This is a genomic window from Amycolatopsis mediterranei, assembly GCF_026017845.1.
GTDB lineage: Bacteria > Actinomycetota > Actinomycetes > Mycobacteriales > Pseudonocardiaceae > Amycolatopsis > Amycolatopsis mediterranei.
In genome coordinates, this window is record NZ_CP100416.1 from 6,129,224 (window position 1) to 6,146,391 (window position 17,168).

The window sequence follows — 17,168 nt, forward strand, 5'->3', positions numbered from 1 at the left end:
ACCGGCGCGGCTCAGGCGGGCTTCGGCGCCCGCTTGCGGGCCGCCGGCTTCTTCTTCGCCGGTTCGGCGTCCTCTTCGGACGCCTCCGAAGAGGACTGACGAGACTTCTTCGCGGCGTCCACACTGGCCTGCAGGGCCGCCATCAGGTCGACGACGTCGGCCTTGGCGGTGACCGCCGCGGGCTTGGTCGTCTCGTCGCCGGCGACCTTGGCCTCGATCATCTCTTCCAGGGCCTCGCGGTAGTGGTCGTGGTACTTCTCCGGCTCGAACACCGGCTCGGCCAGCGAGTCGATCAGCGATCCGGCCATGGTGAGCTCCTGGGGCCGGATCTGCGGCGGGTCGTCGCGCAGGAACGGGAAGTCGGGCTCGCGGACCTCGTCCGGCCACAGGATCGTCGTCATCACCAGCACGTCGGCGTGCACGCGCAGCACCGCCATGCTCTCCCGCTGCCGGACCGCGACCTTCGCGATGGCCACCTGGCTCGACTTGTGCAGCGCGTCCCGCAGCACGACGTACGGCTTGACCGCGTTCTTCTGCGGCTCCAGGTAGTAGGTCCGGTCGTACTGGATCGGGTCGATCGACTCGAGCGGCACGAACTCCAGCACGTCGATCGTGCGCTGGGTGGACAGCGGCAGCTCCGCCATCTCCGCGTCGGTGATCACCACCATCTCGCCGTCGGGCAGCTCGTAGCCCTTGGCGATCTCGGCGTAGGGCACTTCCTGGCCGTCGATCGTGCAGAACCGCTTGTACTGGATGCGGCCGCCGTCGGCCTCGTGCACCTGGCGCAGGGAGACGTTCTTGTTCTCGGTGGCCGCGTACATCTGGATCGGAATGCTGACCAGCCCGAAGGACACCGAGCCCTTCCACATCGCCCGCATGCCCAGTACCTCCGAGGTCCGCCTTCACGCTACGTGACAACCGTAACCCGAATCGTCCCTCGACGACAGTCTGATCTAGACCTCTGCCAGGTATTTCTCCCAAAGCGCCGGATCCATGAACCAGTGCTGGAAGTCGGCCGGATCGGTGAATCCGTTCACGAACCGCCGGGCCACCGCGGGATTCTGCCCGGCCACGCCGAGGATCTGGAGCACGTGCGGGGGCGGCGGCAGGAGGAGCGCATTGGTCCATTCGGTCACGTGCCGGGCGTACGCCCAGTAGCGCTCGAACGTCGCTTCCATCCACGCCGCGTCGAACGGCCGGTCACCGTGGGAGACGATCGCGTCGAGGTAGGTCGCCGCGCAGTGGCTCGCGTTGTTCGAGCCCTGCCCGGTGATCGGGTCGTTCGCCACCACGACGTCGGCCATGCCCAGCACGATCGCCCCGCCCGGCAGGGTGCCGACCGGGTGGCGGACCACCGGCGGGTAGCCGCCGGCCAGCGTCGCCTTGGCGTCGGTCAGCTCCGCGTCGCGGCAGCGGTCGTACTCCCACGGCACGAACTGCCGCATCAGGTCCAGCACGCGCCGGAAGTGCTCGTCCGGGCCCGGGTGGTCGTCGAAGCAGTCCAGCGGGCCGCCGGGCACGCCTTCGAAGAAGAGGATGTCGCAGTTCCCGCTCAGCGTGTACGCCGGGATCATGAACAGCTCGCCGACGCCGGGCACGATGTTGAACCGCACCCCCATCTTGTCCGGGTGCTCCGGGCGCCGGCCGACGCCATGGGCGTAGACCAGCGAAAGCGCGCGCATCGGCCGCGTGAACGGCGAGCGTTCGGGCACGCGGTCGAACAGCTGGACCAGCTCGCCCTTGCCGGCCGAGATGATCACCAGGTCGTACAGCCGGGACAGCGCGTCCAGCTCGGAGGTCATCACGCCGTGGATGACGAGCTTGCCGCCGCGGTCTTCGAACAGCTCCAGCCAGCCGGCCATCTTGACCCGCTGGTCGACCGACTGGGCGGGCTGGTCGAGTTCGGCGAACCAGTCGAGCGCGCGGCCGCCGTCCGGCGCGGCCACCGAGATACCGATGCCTTCGACGTCGACCGTCTCGGCCTCCCACAGGTTGATCCCGAGGTCGCGCTCGTGCTCCAGCGCGTCGTGGAACATGCACTGCGTCGACATCACCCGCCCGGACCGGATCTCCTCCGGCGTCCGCGCGGACATCACGGTGACGTCGTAGTCCTGCGCCTGCAGCCCGAGGGCCAGCTGCAGGCCGGACTGCCCGGCGCCCACGACCAGGACCTTGCGCATTGAGCTCTTCACCTTCCGGGGCTGAGACGTGCAGGGATTCAGGCGTGCGGGGCGCTGCCGGCGAGCTCGCGGCCCACCGGACCGGAGAGCACCGCCAGCGACAGCGTGTGACCGACCAGTTCGGTCAGGGTGGCGATCGTCGACGCGCGGTCGCGGGCGTCGCAGGTGACCAGCGGGACGCTCGCGTCGAGGGCGAGGGCGTCGCGCACCTCGTCGAGGTCGTGCACCGGCTTGCCCTCGAACTGGTTGACCGCCACGACGAACGGCAGCTCCGAGTCGTTCTCGAAGTAGTTGATCGCCGCGAACGACTCGTCGATCCGGCTGGTGTCGACCAGCACGACCGCGCCGAGCGCGCCGCGGCTCAGGTCGTCCCACAGGAACCAGAACCGCGCCTGCCCCGGCGTGCCGAACAGGTACAGCAGCAGGTCCGGGCGCAGGGTGATCCGGCCGAAGTCCATGGCGACGGTCGTGGTCGACTTGCCGCCCGGCGGGATCTCGTCGATGCCTTCCCCGGCCTCGGTCATCCACGCCTCGTTGCTCATCGGCGGCACTTCCGACACCGCGCCGACGAACGTGGTCTTGCCGACACCGAAGCCCCCGGCGACGACGATCTTCGCGGAGATCGTCAGCAGATCGCCCTCAGGCGGGGAGCCGCTTGAGCCCATCAAGGATCCTCTCGAGCACGTTGGTGTCGTGGTGGTAGGCGTGTGCGGTGGGGTGCACGAACACCGCGCCCTGGGTGGCGAGGTCGCCGAGCAGCACCCGCACCACACCCAGCGGCAGGTCCAGCCCGACCGACAGCTCGGCGACCGAGCACCGTGACCGGGCGCGTTCGTAGAGCGCGCGCGACTCCGGCATGAGCGTGTCGCTCAGCGCGGGGTCGTAGCGCGGTACCGAGATCAGCGTCTCCACCAGCAGCTGGTGGCGCGTGCCGGTGCGACCGCCGGTGAGCGCGTACGCGCGGATCCGGCGGCTCCGGCGCGGCAACGGGGTGTCCGACGTGGACACTGCAGGCACGGGCATCACATCCTCGTCGGGCGATCCGGGACTTCGCCCCGGGCCGGGAGCTCCGCCGCGCGGACCCCAGGAAGACTGGGACGAACCGGGGCTCCGCCCCGGGCCGGGGGTTCCGCCACCCGGACCCCCGAAAGACTGGGACGAACCGGGGCTCCGCCCCGGGCCGGGGGCTCCGCCACCCGGACCCCCAAAAGATTCGTCAGGCACGGGCGTCACATCCGGGGCCGGCGGGCGGTCAGCACCTGACGCAGCTCCGCGCGCACCTCGGGGGTGAGCGCGTGGCCGGCGTTGGTGATGAACTGGGTCATCTCGTAGGCGACCACCTTCATGTCCGCCTCGCCCGAGGTCAGCACCGCGAGCCCGGCACCGGACCCGATGCCCATGAACAGGAAGTAGCCGTGGGTCAGCCGGATGATGATCTGCTCGCAGGCGCCCTTCCCGAACAGCGCCGCGCTGTTGCCGGCCAGCGAGAGCAGGCCGCTGGCGATCGCGGCGAGCTGTTCGGCCTCGGCCTCGCCGACCGAGTCCGAAGCGGTGAGCGGGAAGCCGTCCACGCTCATGATGAGCGCGTGGCTGACGCCGTGGACCTTGCGCACGAAGTCGTCGAGCAGCCAGGCGAAGTTCGCCGTGGCCGGGTGGGGGGCGCTCACCGGGCGGTTCCTCCGGGCGTCTCGTCCTGCCGGGTGCGGTTCTCCGCGAGCGCCGCCTGCTCGCCGTCGGCGAACGCACCGAGGTCGGCGAGCAGCCGCTCGTGCCCGGTCGCGGTGGTCTCGCCGGGCGGGGGTGGCGGCGGCGGTGGTGGTTCCGGGGCGGCCCCGCGGATGCTGCCGGGCACGCGGCGCGGCAGGCCGTTCGCCGTGGTCCCGCCGACGGTCCCCGCGGCGATCGGGCGGGGCCGCGGGCTGGGCTTGCGCGGTGCCACCGGCTCCGGCGTCTCCCGGGAGAAGGTGCCGGCCCGGCGGCGCGGCAACCCGCCGACGGTGGCCGGCTCGCGACCGGCCCCGGCCTCGGCCGGTTCGGCGCTGACGGTGCTATCCGGGGCTCCGCCCCGCTTCGGGGGCTCCGCCACCCGAACCCCCGAACTGAACACGGTCCGGGTGCCCGACCACGCGTGCTCGGCGAGCTCGGTGACAACCCCGGTGGGCAGCAGCACGGTAGCGACCGTTCCGTGCGGGCTGCGCCGGTCCAGCCGCACGGTGACACCGTGCCGGGCGGCCAGGCGCGCGACCACGGCGAGCCCCATGTGCCGCGCCGCGGCGTCGTCGAGGTCGCCGCCCGCGGCCAGGCGCGCGTTGAGGTCCCCGACGCGGTCGGCCGGGATGCCGATGCCCTCGTCCTCGATCCGGACGAGCACGCTCCCCTGCTCGGTCAGGTGCGCGCTGACGTGCACCGGCGAACTCGGCGAGGACTGGTTGGCGGCGTTGTCGAACAGCTCGGCCAGCACCCGGCCCAGGTCTTCCGCGGCGAAGCCGACGACGCCGAGGTTGACCACGCGGCCGATGGTGATCCGGGCGTAGTGGTTGATCGACGACATCGCCTCGCGCATGAGGTCGAGCACCGAGGTCGCGCGGGCGGCGTCGTCGGCGGTGTCCTGCCCGGCGAGCACCCGCAGGTTCTCGGCGTTGCGCCGCAACCGCGTGGCGAGGTGGTCGAGCTGGTAGAGCTCGGCGAGGCGGTGGTGGTCCTCCTCCCCCGCTTCCAGCTCCTCCAGCCGCGCGAGGAGCTGGTCGAGCAGGTTGAGATCACGCAGGGCGACGCTGGCGCAGATCTCGGCCAGCACCCCTTCGCCGGACGGCGCTGCCACCGGCTCCGGCCGCGGCAGCTCGGTGATCGCCGGCCCGGCCGCGGGCGGCGCGTACCCGGGGTGCTTCGGCGGCGCGGTGAGGAACTGCGCGGCGGCGACCCGCGAGCGGTCCAGCAGGACGCGTGATCGATCCAGGAGTTCCCGGGCCCGGCTCGCCATGTGGTCCCACTTCTTCCGTGCTGAGGTGCGGATGCTGCGCCGGCCCACGCGGCGGCGACGCGGGACATGCAAGCAGAAAGGTTCGTGGGATGTCCACAGCCGGTCCCCGCGCGATCGCCCTGCGTGATCACGAATTCGGAGCGTCGCCGCTGGTGAGCGCAGCGAATTAGGCCATTCGGTGCAATTTTGCAAATTGCGGGTCGCAACAGAGCGCACACGATCGTCGAACGCGCAGCTGAGGCGGGCCCTGACCCCGAAATCCCAGGTCGTGCCCGATTCGTCCCAAATTTGCGGGCCACGCAGTTTTTTGCGGGGCACGCAAGTTTTTCGCTACACTCCGTTCATGCCGCCGGAAGAACCACCGAAGCTGACCCTCCGGGAGCGCAAGAAGCGCGAAGCCCGCCGGGCGCTCGCGCAGGCCGCGCTGCGGCTCACGCTGGAGCGGGGGCTGGAGAACGTCCGGGTGGAGGACATCGCCACCGAGGTGGGCGTCTCCCCCCGCACGTTCAACAACTACTTTTCCAGCAAGGAGCAGGCGGTCTGCTCGCTGGTCGTCGACCGCCACGAGGGGATGCGCGAAGCCCTGCTCGACCGGCCGGAGGGCGAGCCGCTCTGGGAGTCCGTCAAACAGGCGGTGCTGGAGCAATATTCACGTGATGGCGAGCCGGATCGCGCGTATGTTGCGCGTATCCGGGAGCTGATGGGCCAGCTCATGCTGCGTGGTGAGTTCCTCAACGCCCACGCGGCGGTCGAGCGGGTCCTCGCCGAAACGATCGCGAAACGGGTGGGCGGTGTGGACCACCTGCTGTGCCGGCTCATGGCCTCCTCGGTGGAAAGCGCCGTCCGCGTCGCCTTCGTCAACTGGTTCACCGAAGGCGAACCGCTCCTGCCGACCCTGGAGCGGCTGCTGGACGAGCTGGCCGCCGGGATGCCGACCCTCACCGGCGGTCTTGCCCGGCAACCCGAACCGAACACCACCACTCCACTGGGGGAATCGTTGTGCTAGTCAAGCTCCTGCGCAGCCATCTGCGCCCGTACCGGGGCACGCTCTGGGTGATCGTCCTGCTGCAGCTCGTGCAGACGATCGCCATGCTCTACCTGCCGACGCTGAACGCCGACATCGTCGACAACGGCCTGATCAAGGGCGACATGCCCTACATCCTGCGGGTCGGCGCGATGATGCTCGCCGTCACGGTGGCCCAGATCGCCGGCTCGATCGGCGCGGTGTACTTCGGTGCCCGCACGGCGATGGCGATCGGCCGGGACATCCGCGCCGGCGTCTTCCACCGGGTGCAGGACTTCTCGGCCCGCGAGGTCGGCCAGTTCGGCACGCCATCGCTGATCACCCGCACCACCAACGACGTCCAGCAGGTCCAGATGCTGGTCCTGATGACGCTGACGCTGATGGTGTCCGCGCCGATCATGTGCGTCGGCGGCATCATCCTGGCGCTCAACCTCGACGTGCCGCTGTCCTCGCTGCTGCTGGTGATCGTGCCCGTGCTCGCGGTTTCGGTCGGGGTCATCATCGCCAAGATGCGCCCCGCGTTCCGGCTGATGCAGGTCCGGATCGACCGGATCAACCAGATCCTGCGCGAGCAGATCATGGGCATCCGGGTCATTCGCGCGTTCGTTCGGGACAAGCACGAACGGCAGCGCTTCGACGTCGCGAACGACGAGCTGCTCACCGTGTCGCTGCGGGTCGGGCGGCTGATGGCGCTGATGTTCCCGATCGTGATGCTGGTGATGAACGTGTCCAGCGTCGCCGTGCTGTGGTTCGGCGGCCAGCGGATCGATTCCGGCAGCATGCAGATCGGCGCCATGACGGCGTTCCTGTCCTACCTGCTGCAGATCCTGATGGCCGTCATGATGGCCACGTTCATGTTCATGATGGTGCCGCGCGCGGAGGTCAGCGCCGAGCGGATCAGCGAGGTGCTCGACACCGAGTCGAGCGTCCGCCCGCCGGTGTCGCCGATCCGCCCGGGCGCGGTGCACGGGCACCTGGAGCTCTCCGGCGTGGAGTTCCGCTACCCCGGCGCGGAAAAGCCGGTGCTGTGCGACATTTCGCTGATCGGGCGGCCGGGCGAGACCACCGCCGTGATCGGGTCGACCGGCACGGGCAAGACCACGCTGCTGAACCTGATCCCGCGGCTGATGGACGCCACCCGCGGCACGGTGAAGGTCGACGGCGTCGACGTGCGCGACCTCGACCCGGCGGTGCTCGCCCGCGCGGTCGGGCTGGTGCCGCAGAAGCCGTACCTGTTCGGCGGGACGGTCGCGAGCAACCTGCGCTACGGCAACCCGGACGCGACGGACGAAGAGCTGTGGCACGCGCTGGAAGTGGCCCAGGGCAAGGACTTCGTCGAAGCGATGGCCGGTGGCCTCGACGCGCCGATCGCCCAGGGCGGCACGAACGTCTCGGGCGGCCAGCGGCAGCGGCTCGCGATCGCCCGGATGCTGGTGCACAAACCGGAGATCTACCTGTTCGACGACTCGTTCTCGGCGCTCGACTACGCGACCGACGCGGCCCTGCGCCGGGCACTGGTGTCCGAAACCGCGGACGCGACGGTGGTCATCGTGGCCCAGCGGGTCAGCACGATCCGGGGCGCCGACCGGATCATCGTCCTCGACGAGGGCCGCGTCGTCGGCACCGGCACCCACCACGAACTCATGGACGGCAACGAAACCTACCGGGAGATCGTGCTGTCCCAGCTCACCGAACAGGAGGCCGCGTGACCGAGCCTGCGAGGTCCGCAATAGACACAGCAGTGCCGCTCGCGGCGCCGCCGAGCGCCAGCGAGGAGGCGGCGTGAGTACCACCGAATCGCCCGAAGCCGCCGTCACCGACGCCGGGGAACGGCCGACCGCGCAACGGCACAAGAACACCGGTGCCGCGGCCGGCGGACCGGCGGCCCGCTGGATGAGCGGCGGCGCGCCGGCGGAAAAGGCCCTGGACTTCAAGGGTTCCCTCAAACGGCTGCTGCAGCTGCTGCGACCGCAGCGGGCCATCCTGATCGCCGTCCTGGCGCTCGGCGCGGCCAGCGTCACGCTGACCGTGATCGGGCCGAAGATCCTCGGCCAGGCCACCGACGCCATCCTCGCCGGCGTGCTCGGCAAGCAGGTGCCGCCGGGGGTCACCAAGGAGCAGATCGTCGCCGGGCTGCGGGCCCGCGGCGACGGCACGCTCGCCGACATCTACAGCCGGGTCGACCTCGTGCCCGGCGTCGGCATCGACTTCGACAAGGTCGGCCAGATCCTGCTGACCGTGCTGGCGCTGTTCGTCATCTCGTCGTTCTTCGGGCTCGTCCAGGCCCGGCTGACGACGACCCTGGTGCAGCAGGCGGTCTACCGGCTGCGCCAGGAGATCGAGGACAAGTTCGCCCGCCTGCCGCTGAAGTACTTCGACCGCCAGCCGCGCGGCGAGGTGCTTTCCCGCGTCACCAACGACATCGACAACCTGGCGCAGTCGCTGCAGCAGACGCTGTCGCAGATCGTCTCGTCGCTGCTGACGGTGCTCGGCGTGCTGATCATGATGTTCCTGATCTCGCCGCTGCTGGCGCTGATCGCGCTGCTCACGGTCCCGCTGTCGGCGGTCGTGGCGGCGAAGGTCGGGAAGCGGGCGCAGCCGAACTTCATCAAGCAGTGGTCGACGACCGGGAAGCTGAACGCCCACGTCGAGGAGATGTACACCGGGCACTCGCTGGTCAAGGTGTTCGGCCGCCGCGACGAGTCCGCGGCGATCTTCGACAAGCAGAACGAAACGCTGTACCAGGCGAGCTTCAAGGCGCAGTTCATCTCCGGGATGATCCAGCCGGCGATGATGTTCATCGGCAACCTGAGCTACGTGCTGGTGGCGGTGATCGGCGCGCTGCGCGTCGCGTCGGGCAACCTGACGCTGGGCGAGGTGCAGGCGTTCATCCAGTACTCGCGCCAGTTCAGCCAGCCGGTGACGCAGATCGCCAGCATGGCGAACCTGCTGCAGTCCGGGGTCGCGTCGGCCGAGCGGGTGTTCGCGCTGCTCGACGCCGAGGAGCAGGCCCCGGAGCCGGCGCACCCGGAGCGGCCGTCCGAGATCCGCGGGCGCGTCGAGTTCCAGGACGTCTCGTTCCGCTACCTGCCGGAGAAGCCGCTGATCGAAGACCTCTCGCTGACCGTCGAACCCGGTCAGACGGTGGCGATCGTCGGCCCGACCGGTGCGGGGAAGACGACGCTGGTCAACCTGCTGATGCGTTTCTACGAGCTCGACAGCGGGCGCATCACGCTCGACGGCGTCGACATCGCGAAGATGAACCGCGAAGAGCTGCGCGACCAGACCGGCATGGTGCTGCAGGACGCGTGGCTGTTCGGCGGCACGATCGCGGAGAACATCGCCTACGGCGCGGACGACCCGACCCGTGAGGAGATCATCGAGGCGGCACAGGCGACGTACGTGGACCGCTTCGTCCGGACACTGCCGGACGGCTACGAGACGGTGCTCGACGACGAGGGCGGCACGGTCAGCGCGGGTGAGAAGCAGCTGATCACGGTGGCGCGGGCGTTCCTGGCCAAGCCGGTGATCCTCATCCTCGACGAGGCGACCAGCTCGGTCGACACCCGCACCGAGGTGCTGATCCAGCGGGCGATGAACTCGCTGCGCAGCGGGCGCACGAGCTTCGTCATCGCGCACCGCCTCTCGACGATCCGCGACGCGGACGTGATCCTGGTGATGGAGCAGGGCCGCATCGTCGAGCAGGGCGATCACGAAACGCTGCTGCACAGCGGGGGTGCCTACGCGCGGCTGTACGCGGCGCAGTTCGCCGAAGCCATGGCGGAAACCGACTGAGCCGTCGCCCCGGTACCCTGGAAGCTCTTCGAGCGGAAGGGGTACCGGGGCGGCCATGGCCGACAAACTCGAGGAATACCGCGGCAAGCGCGCTCGCGACCGCACCTCCGAGCCCTGGCCGGACGGCCCGCCCGCCCCCGGGGACAACGACCTCTTCGTCATCCAGGAGCACCACGCCACCCGGCTGCACTGGGACTTCCGGCTGGAACGCGACGGGGTGCTCGTGTCGTGGGCGGTGCCGAAGGGCCTGCCGCTCTCCCCCGGCGTGCCGCGGCTCGCCGTGCACACCGAAGACCACCCCATGGAGTACCTGACCTTCTCCGGCGAGATCCCCGCGGGCGAGTACGGCGGCGGCCGGATGACCGTGTGGGACACCGGGAAGTACGAAACCCTGCACTGGAACGACCACAAGGTCGAGGTGGTCTTCCACGGCGAACGCGCGCGCGGCAAGTACCTGTTCACCAACCGGCACGACGAAGACGACCGCGACTGGACCCTGCGGCGCCTCGACCCCGCCGAACCCGGCCACGAAGACGCGCCCGAGTTCGTCGAGCCGATGACGGCGGTCCCGGGCGAGCTGCCCGCGGACGACGACGAGTGGGCCTACGAATTCGCCTGGGGCGGCCTGCGCACGATGCTGCTGGTGTGCGGCGGCCGCGTCACCGCGCACGACGAAACCGGCGCCGACGTCACGGCGCGCTATCCCGAGCTGCACAAGCTGGGCGAGCAGCTCGGGTCCACGGAAGTGCTGCTGGACGGCGAAGTCGTCGTGGTCAAGGACGGCAAGCCCGACCCGGACGGCCTCGACGAGCGCCGCCGGGCCGACGGTGCCGCCGCCAAGCGGCTCAAGGCCAGCTGCCCGGTCTTCTACTTCGCTTCCGACGTCCTGCACCTCGAGGGCCGGGCGACGCTCGAGCTGCCGTACACGAAGCGCCGGGAGCTGCTCGACGGCTTGCCGATCGAGGACCGGCACTGGCAGGTCCCGCGGTACTACCTGGGCGGCGGCGAGGCCGTCGCGGGCGCCAGCCGCCAGCACGGCCTGCCCGGCGTCGTCGCGAAACGGGCCGACAGCCCGTACCAGCCGGGTGGCGGCCCTGGCGACTGGCTGCTGATCAGGAACTGACCCGGCGCACCAGCGCGACACCGGCCACGACGACCACGAGGCCGGCGACGACGTTGCCGATCAGCGCGCCGGTCGACGGCGTGGTTTCCCCGGCGTGCCGGAGCAACCACGGCGAGACGGCGGCCCACGCGCCGAGGACCGGGACCACCCAGCCGATCAGTGCGAGCCTGCGGGTGGCCGTGCGCGCGATCGCCAGCGCGATGAGGACCAGGCCGACGAGGGTGTCGCTCAGCGCCAGGACGCCCGCGCCACCGAAGCCGGTGAGCCACGGCGCCATGACCAGGTAGAGCCCGGCCAGCAGGACCAGTCCGGCGGCCGCGCCGATCACCGCCGTGCGGCGCGGCGCGGCCGGGGTGCGATGGGATGTCATCTCCTCACCTCCACCCGGAGAGGTACCCGGCCGTCGCACGCGGTAACCGGGGCCTGCCCGCCGCCCTCGTGCCGGCAGGCCCCGGCGCGGTCAGCAACCGCAGGTGTAGTACGTGATGTCCCAGTGGTTGCCCTCGTCGCAGTAGAGGTTGCCGGACGCCGCCTTCCACTGCGGGTAGCCGTCGCCGCGCACGCCCGCGTAGCTGAAGCTGTTCTTGACGTAGGCGTCGATGCAGCTGTTGTGCGCGATGTCCACCTTGTAGCCGTTCCAGTGGCTGTAGGTGCCGGACGCGTGCCCGGTCTCGGTGCCGCCGGTGATGTTGATGGCACAGCCGCTGGCCCGCTTCAGGGTGATGACCCCGCTGACCGTGCTCTGGTTGATCTGCTCATACGACGTGCACGTCGAGTTGTTGCGGTCGGTGCAGCCGCCGCTCGAGGAGTGCGTCACCCCGGCCGCGGACAGCTGCGACGCGGCCTGCGCCTGGGTGAGCTTGGTGACCTCGACGCTCGCCGACGCGGTGCCGATGGTCGCGAACACCGCCGTCGCCGCGGCGGCGGCCAGTCCCAGTGCCACCCGCGCCAGCATCCGTTGTCCCGGCATGACTTGTCTCCTCGCCTGTGACGATCCGAACGCCGGTGAGCCAAATCGGGCCGGCCATAACTTCGCCAAACGCCGCGGACGCGCGCCGGGTGCGGCCGGGCTCAGGTCCTGATCTTCGCCAAGACTTCACGAGTCCGGTCGCGGTCCGGGGATGCGCTGGTGACGGCGTTGAGATCGCGCAGCGCGCGCAGTTCCCACAGCGGGAACCCGAGCTCCCGGAACAGGCCGGCCGAGGTGCGCAGCAGCCGCTCCGCTTCGCCGCCGGCACCGTCCTCGGCCTGCGTCCGCCCCAGGCTGAGCAGGGCGTACCCGGCGCCGCGGCGGTCGCGCAGCTCCCGGAACACCTCCAGCGCGAGCAGCAGGTGCCGTCGCGCGCCCGCCGGGTCGCCCGCGCGGCGGCGGGCCTCGGCGAGGCTGCGGTGGGTGTAAGCGGCGGCGTGCCGGTGCCCGATCTGCTCGAACAGTGCCAGCGACCGGGTCAGGAAGCCGTGTCCGTCGGCCACTTCCCCGGCGTCGGTGTGCAGGTCGCCGAGGCTGCGCAGGACGTGCGCCTCCCAGTGCCGTTCGCGGGTGCGGACGGCGCCGCCGAGCGCGCCGGTGAGCAGGTCGGCCGCCTGGGCCTGGCCGCCGTGCCGGCGCAGGACGTCGGCGTAGCGCTTGGCGGCGTGGTCGTGCCCGCGGCCGTCGTCGCAGTCCTGCGCCAGCAGCATGCTCACCTCGAAGCTTTCGACCGCGCGCCGCACGTCGCCGACGTCCTCGGCCAGCGAGCCCAGCTGCGCCGCCGCGGCCGCCTGCCCGCGGCGGTCCCCGCACTCGCGCAGCAGCCCCAGTGCTTCCCGCAGCTCGGCCTCGGCGGCGCGCGGGTCACCGCCGTCGAGGTGGACGTCGGCGAGCGCGGCCAGCACCGCGCCGGTGCCCTGCGGGTCGGCCAGGGCCCGGTAGCGCTGCTCGGCCATGACGAAGTAGGTCCGGGCCCGGTGCCAGTGACCGTGCTGCCAGTGGACCGTGCCGAGGTTGTGGAGCTTCTCCGCCTCCGCGCGCGGGTCGCGGCGGCGGCGGGCCGCGGCCAGCCCGAGCACGGACACCGCGTGGGCGGCGTGGCCGAGCCACGGGGTGCCCGCCAGCGCGGTGCAGGCGTCGGCGAGCCGTTCGGTCAGCTCGTGCCAGCCGTGGGCGCCCGCCAGCCGGACGGCGGCGGCGAGGTGGCCGGTCTCCTCGGCCGCCCAGGCCGCCGGGTCGGCGGCGATCCGGCGGGCGATCGCCGGATCCGGCTTCGGCAGGCCGGGTGCCGGACGGCCACGGGCGTGCTCGGCGTAGGCCAGCGCGACCTCGCACGCCCGGCGCACCGCGGCCTGATCGGTGTCCGCCTGCCGTTCGGCCAGCACCAGGCGCACGAACGGGGCCACCGCCCACCGCGGCCCGGCCGGGCAGGCCAGGTGCGCGGCGGCCAGGTCGTCGAGGCGGTCACGGGCTTCGTCGACGGACCGGTCGAGCAGGGCCGCGGCACACCAATCCGGGACGGCGGCGCCGAAGGCGGCGAGCTGCCGCAGCAGCGCCACGTCGGCGGCGGACCGCTCCCGCAGCGCCGACGTCACCGCGGCGCGGACGCCGAGGTCGCCGGCGGTCAGCTCGTCGAGCCGGCGGCGGTCGTCGGCGAGCCGCGCCGCGAGGTCGCCGACGCGCCGGTCCGGCCGCGTCGCGAGTTTGACGCCGGCGATCCGGACGGCGAGCGCGAGCCCGGCGCAGTGCTCGAGAAGCCGTTGCGCCGCTTCGGGTTCCGCCCGCAGCCGCGCCTCGCCCGCGATCGCCGCCAGCAGTGCCCAGGCGTCCTCTGTGGACAGTGACGGCACCGGGATCGCCCGCGCCCCGCACAGGCCCGGCAGCCGGCGGCGCGTGGTGACCAAGGTGGCGCAGCCGGGCCCGCTCGGCAGCAGGGCACGCACCTGGGCCTCCGACGCGGCGTCCTCGAACAGCACCAGCAGCCGCCGGTCGGCGGTGTAGCCGCGCCAGAGCCCGGCCAGCCCGGCGCGGTCGGCCAGTTCCGCCGGGGTCGCGCCGAGCCGGCGCAGGAAGCCCGCCAGCACGGCCGCCGGTTCGGCCGGTGTCCCGTCCGGGGCACGCAGCGAGGCGGTCAGCTGGCCGTCGGGGAACCGGCGGCGGGCTCGCCAGGCGGCCTGGACCGCCAGCGCGGACTTGCCCGCCCCGGCGGCGCCGTGCAGCACGACCGGGGCCGGGCCCCGCAGCGCCCGGGCGACGTCGGCGAGTTCGGCCACGCGGCCGGTGAAGTCGGGCACCGCGGGCGGGAGCTGGGCGGGCGGCCCCGGCGTCGTCCATTCGGTACCGGCGATCCGGCGGTACACGGCGACGAGGTCGGCGCCCGGCCACACGCCCGCTTCGTCCCACAGTGCCCGCCGGGTCCGGCGAAGCACCTCCAGCGCCGATTCGCGGCGGCCGACGGCCCCGAGCGCGGCGGCGAGGCGGGCGGCGAGCACCTCGTCCGCGGGCCGGGCCGCGACCACCGGATCGAGCCGCTCGACGACGGACCGGCCGTCGCCGTCGGCGAGCTCCAGCTCCACCAGCTGCAGCAGCGCGGCCGAACGCCGGTCCTGCAGCCACAGCTTGTGCGCTTCCAGCAGCGGCCCGCCCGCGATGTCGGCGAACGCGTCACCCCGCCAGCACGCCAGGGCCCGTTCGAGCGCGCGGCGGCGCTGGGCCCGGTCGTCGGCACCCGAGACGAGCAGCGCCAGGAACTCGTCCGCGTCCAGCTCCCCCGGCTCGACGGCCAGCGCGTAGCCCCGGGGGCCGGACCGCAGCCGCTGCCCGGCCTCGGCGGCACCGAGGCCGGGTGAGAGCGTCTTGCGCAGTTTCGACACGGTGACCTGCACGATCGCCGCGGCGCTCGACGGCGCGCCGTCCGGCCACAGCTCGTCGACCAGGGTGTCCCGGCCGACGAACCGGCCGGCGCGGGCGAGGAGGACGGCGAGCAGCCGTCGCGGCTGGGCTGCCGAGGGCAGCGGGACGGAGGCCGTCAACGGGCCGAGGACCTGGAACCGCACGGCTACAACACCCCACCCGCGAGATCACCTGATCGAGCGAGCTGAATCTAACCTTCCGGAGCCCCGGCGGAACCCCGCTCACCCGGATGGCCGAAGACGTTCGCCTCAGGCGTGGGCGAGCAGCTTCGCCAGCAGCGCCGGGTTCGCCGCCAGTCCTTCGCGCAACGTGTGCTCCCGCAGCGGCTTCAGGTCGCCGTAGGGCTGGTTCGCCCAGTCCAGGGCACCCTGCGGCGGTTCGGGGTCGTACTCGATGACGAACTGGATGGCCGTCGCGACCGGCCGCCCGGCCAGCCGTTCCGCCAGGTGCAGCGCCAGGTCGATGCCGGCCGACACGCCCGCCGCGGTGATCACCGGGCCGTCCTCGACCCACCGCCGGGCGACCGGGGTCGCGCCCAGCCCGGTCAGCAGGTCGCGGAACATCCAGTGCGTCGTCGCCTGCCTGCCGTCCAGCAGCCCGGCCGCGCCGAGGACGAGGGAGCCGGCGCAGACCGACGTCACGAGCTCGGCGCCTTCGGCCGCGGTGCGCAGCCAGGCGAGGAGGCGCTCGTCGGCCATCGCGTGCAGCGTCGGGACGGTGCCGCCGGGCACCAGCACGGCGAAGGGGGACGGCACCTCGTCGAACGTGTGGCTGGGGGCGATCCGCAGCGGGGTGTCGGTGCCGACGGTGTCCTTCGTGGCGCCGACGACGACGGTCCGGTAGCGCGGGTCCAGCTGCCCCAACGCAGTCAGGACCTGCAGCGGGCCCACGAGGTCCAGTGGCGTCAGGCCGGGGTACACGACGAAGGCGATGGTCTTCCGCTCATCGGTCTTCTGCTCATCGGTCATACCGTCGAGCTTGGGGAAACCGCGCGCGGGCGGCGGCACGGATGTCCGGATTCCTGCGAACCACGTCCGAGCGCCGGTCCCGGCTGCTAGCGTCCGATCATGCCAGGCTCACCCAGACGGGTCGCGATCGTCGGTTACGCCGACGCCGAGCTGCTGGACATCGCCTGCCCCGCCGACGTGTTCGACGCCGCCAACCGGCTCGGCGCGCGGCCGCCGTACGAGCTGCAGCTGGCCTCGGTCGACGGCCACGGCATCCGCACCGCCTCCGGCCTGACGCTGCAGCCGCACCTGCGGCTCGACCAGGTCGCCGGCGACCTCGACACGCTGGTCGTCGCGGGCGGCTGGGGCAGCACGGCCGCGGCGGCCGACGAGCGCGTCCTGGCCCACGTCCGTCGGCTCGCCCGCACCAGCCGCCGGGTGGCGTCGGTGTGCACGGGCGCGGAGGTGCTCGCGGCGGCCGGGCTGCTCAACGGCCGCCGCGCGACGACGCACTGGCGCTACGCCGCGCGCCTGGCGCGGGACTACCCGTCGGTGACGGTGGACCCGGTGCCGCTGTACATCCGCCACGGCAACGTCTACACGGCGGCGGGCGTGACGAGCGGGCTCGACCTGACCCTGTCGCTGGTGGAGGCCGACCACGGCCCGTCGCTGGCCCGCGAGGCGGCCCGCGCGCTGGTCACGTACCTGCAGCGGCCGGGCAACCAGGCCCAGGTCAGCCTGTTCCTGACCGGGCCGCCGCCGGAGCACCGCGAGGTCCGCGACCTCACCGCCTACATCGCCGAACACCTCGACGCCGACCTGGGCACCCCGGCGCTGGCGGCCCGCGCGGGCATCAGCACCCGCCAGCTCACCCGCCTGTTCGACGCCCACCTCGGCACGACCCCGGGCCGCTACGTCCGCACGATCCGCACGGAGCACGCTGCCCGCCTGCTCTCGGGCACGGACCTCCCGCTGGCGACGATCGCCCGCCGCTGCGGCTTCGGCTCGACGGAGACCCTGCGCCAGGCCTTCCTCGACCACTTCGACACACCACCGTCGGCGTACCGCCGCGTCCACGTCCGCCAGGCCTACGGCTGACCCCGTGTCGTCCATCGGGGTACGCGTGTCGTCCACCTGAGTACGCGTGTCGTCCGTTGCCGTACCGGACGACACGCGTACATGAATGGACGACACGGCGAAGGCGGGAGGAACCGGGCGGCGCGGCGACCCGTTGCG

General features: G+C 72.2%; 15 protein-coding genes. 5 read left to right on the plus strand and 10 right to left on the minus strand.

The genetic code is table 11. The features are described 5' to 3' along the window. Window positions 1–11: 11 nt before the first annotated feature. From ku to ISP_RS27430, 6 genes are all read right to left on the minus strand, one after another. Window positions 12–878, minus strand: a complete 867-nt coding sequence (gene ku, locus ISP_RS27405; protein WP_013227088.1) for a non-homologous end joining protein Ku — start codon at window positions 876–878, stop codon at window positions 12–14. A 75-nt stretch (window positions 879–953) separates the two neighbouring features. Beyond that, a complete protein-coding gene (locus tag ISP_RS27410; protein ID WP_013227089.1) occupies window positions 954–2,180 on the minus strand; it encodes a styrene monooxygenase/indole monooxygenase family protein in 1,227 nt (408 codons plus the stop codon). Between the two features lie 38 nt (window positions 2,181–2,218). Further along, a complete protein-coding gene (locus ISP_RS27415; RefSeq protein ID WP_013227090.1) occupies window positions 2,219–2,845 on the minus strand; it encodes a GTP-binding protein in 627 nt (208 codons plus the stop codon). After that, on the minus strand, window positions 2,820–3,203 hold the full coding sequence (locus tag ISP_RS27420; RefSeq protein ID WP_176742078.1) for a DUF742 domain-containing protein: 384 nt from the start codon (window positions 3,201–3,203) through the stop codon (window positions 2,820–2,822). The genes ISP_RS27415 and ISP_RS27420 overlap by 26 nt, the downstream gene beginning before the upstream one ends. 206 nt (window positions 3,204–3,409) lie before the next feature. After that, window positions 3,410–3,847 (minus strand): roadblock/LC7 domain-containing protein, encoded by a 438-nt coding sequence (locus ISP_RS27425; protein ID WP_013227092.1) that lies wholly within the window; start codon window positions 3,845–3,847, stop codon window positions 3,410–3,412. Beyond that, window positions 3,844–5,160: an ATP-binding protein gene (locus tag ISP_RS27430; protein ID WP_013227093.1), complete on the minus strand. Its 1,317-nt coding sequence runs from the start codon at window positions 5,158–5,160 to the stop codon at window positions 3,844–3,846. Before ISP_RS27430 ends, ISP_RS27425 begins: the two co-directional genes overlap by 4 nt. A gap of 343 nt (window positions 5,161–5,503) precedes the next feature. Between ISP_RS27430 and ISP_RS27435 the strand changes: the two genes are divergently transcribed. The 4 genes from ISP_RS27435 (at window position 5,504) to ISP_RS27450 (ending at window position 11,102) form a co-directional block, all read left to right on the plus strand. Next, window positions 5,504–6,166, plus strand: coding sequence for a TetR/AcrR family transcriptional regulator (locus tag ISP_RS27435; protein ID WP_013227094.1), 663 nt, complete (start codon window positions 5,504–5,506; stop codon window positions 6,164–6,166). Beyond that, window positions 6,160–7,893 carry an ABC transporter ATP-binding protein gene (locus ISP_RS27440; protein WP_013227095.1) on the plus strand — a complete coding sequence of 578 codons (1,734 nt, stop codon included), beginning with the start codon at window positions 6,160–6,162 and terminating at the stop codon, window positions 7,891–7,893. The genes ISP_RS27435 and ISP_RS27440 overlap by 7 nt, the downstream gene beginning before the upstream one ends. 73 nt (window positions 7,894–7,966) lie before the next feature. Next, the gene (locus ISP_RS27445) at window positions 7,967–9,979 is read left to right on the plus strand and encodes an ABC transporter ATP-binding protein (RefSeq protein WP_013227096.1); all 2,013 of its coding nucleotides are present in this window, start codon (window positions 7,967–7,969) and stop codon (window positions 9,977–9,979) included. Window positions 9,980–10,034: 55 nt separating this feature from the next. Next, window positions 10,035–11,102 carry a DNA polymerase ligase N-terminal domain-containing protein gene (locus tag ISP_RS27450; RefSeq protein ID WP_013227097.1) on the plus strand — a complete coding sequence of 356 codons (1,068 nt, stop codon included), beginning with the start codon at window positions 10,035–10,037 and terminating at the stop codon, window positions 11,100–11,102. On the opposite strand, the gene ISP_RS27455 is transcribed toward ISP_RS27450, so the two are convergent. The 4 genes from ISP_RS27455 to ISP_RS27470 form a co-directional block, all read right to left on the minus strand. After that, window positions 11,092–11,472: an SPW repeat protein gene (locus ISP_RS27455; protein ID WP_013227098.1), complete on the minus strand. Its 381-nt coding sequence runs from the start codon at window positions 11,470–11,472 to the stop codon at window positions 11,092–11,094. The two genes, ISP_RS27450 and ISP_RS27455, sit on opposite strands and share 11 nt — an antisense overlap. Before the next feature lie 90 nt (window positions 11,473–11,562). Beyond that, complete coding sequence (locus tag ISP_RS27460) at window positions 11,563–12,072, minus strand: hypothetical protein (protein ID WP_013227099.1); 510 nt, start codon at window positions 12,070–12,072, stop codon at window positions 11,563–11,565. Between the two features lie 101 nt (window positions 12,073–12,173). Continuing rightward, a complete protein-coding gene (locus ISP_RS27465; protein WP_013227100.1) occupies window positions 12,174–15,128 on the minus strand; it encodes an AfsR/SARP family transcriptional regulator in 2,955 nt (984 codons plus the stop codon). A 105-nt stretch (window positions 15,129–15,233) separates the two neighbouring features. Continuing rightward, complete coding sequence (locus tag ISP_RS27470) at window positions 15,234–15,953, minus strand: DJ-1/PfpI family protein (protein WP_176742079.1); 720 nt, start codon at window positions 15,951–15,953, stop codon at window positions 15,234–15,236. A gap of 99 nt (window positions 15,954–16,052) precedes the next feature. Here ISP_RS27470 and ISP_RS27475 point away from each other — a divergent pair, with 99 nt between their 5' ends. After that, window positions 16,053–17,030 carry a GlxA family transcriptional regulator gene (locus tag ISP_RS27475; RefSeq protein WP_013227102.1) on the plus strand — a complete coding sequence of 326 codons (978 nt, stop codon included), beginning with the start codon at window positions 16,053–16,055 and terminating at the stop codon, window positions 17,028–17,030. Window positions 17,031–17,168: the final 138 nt, after the last annotated feature.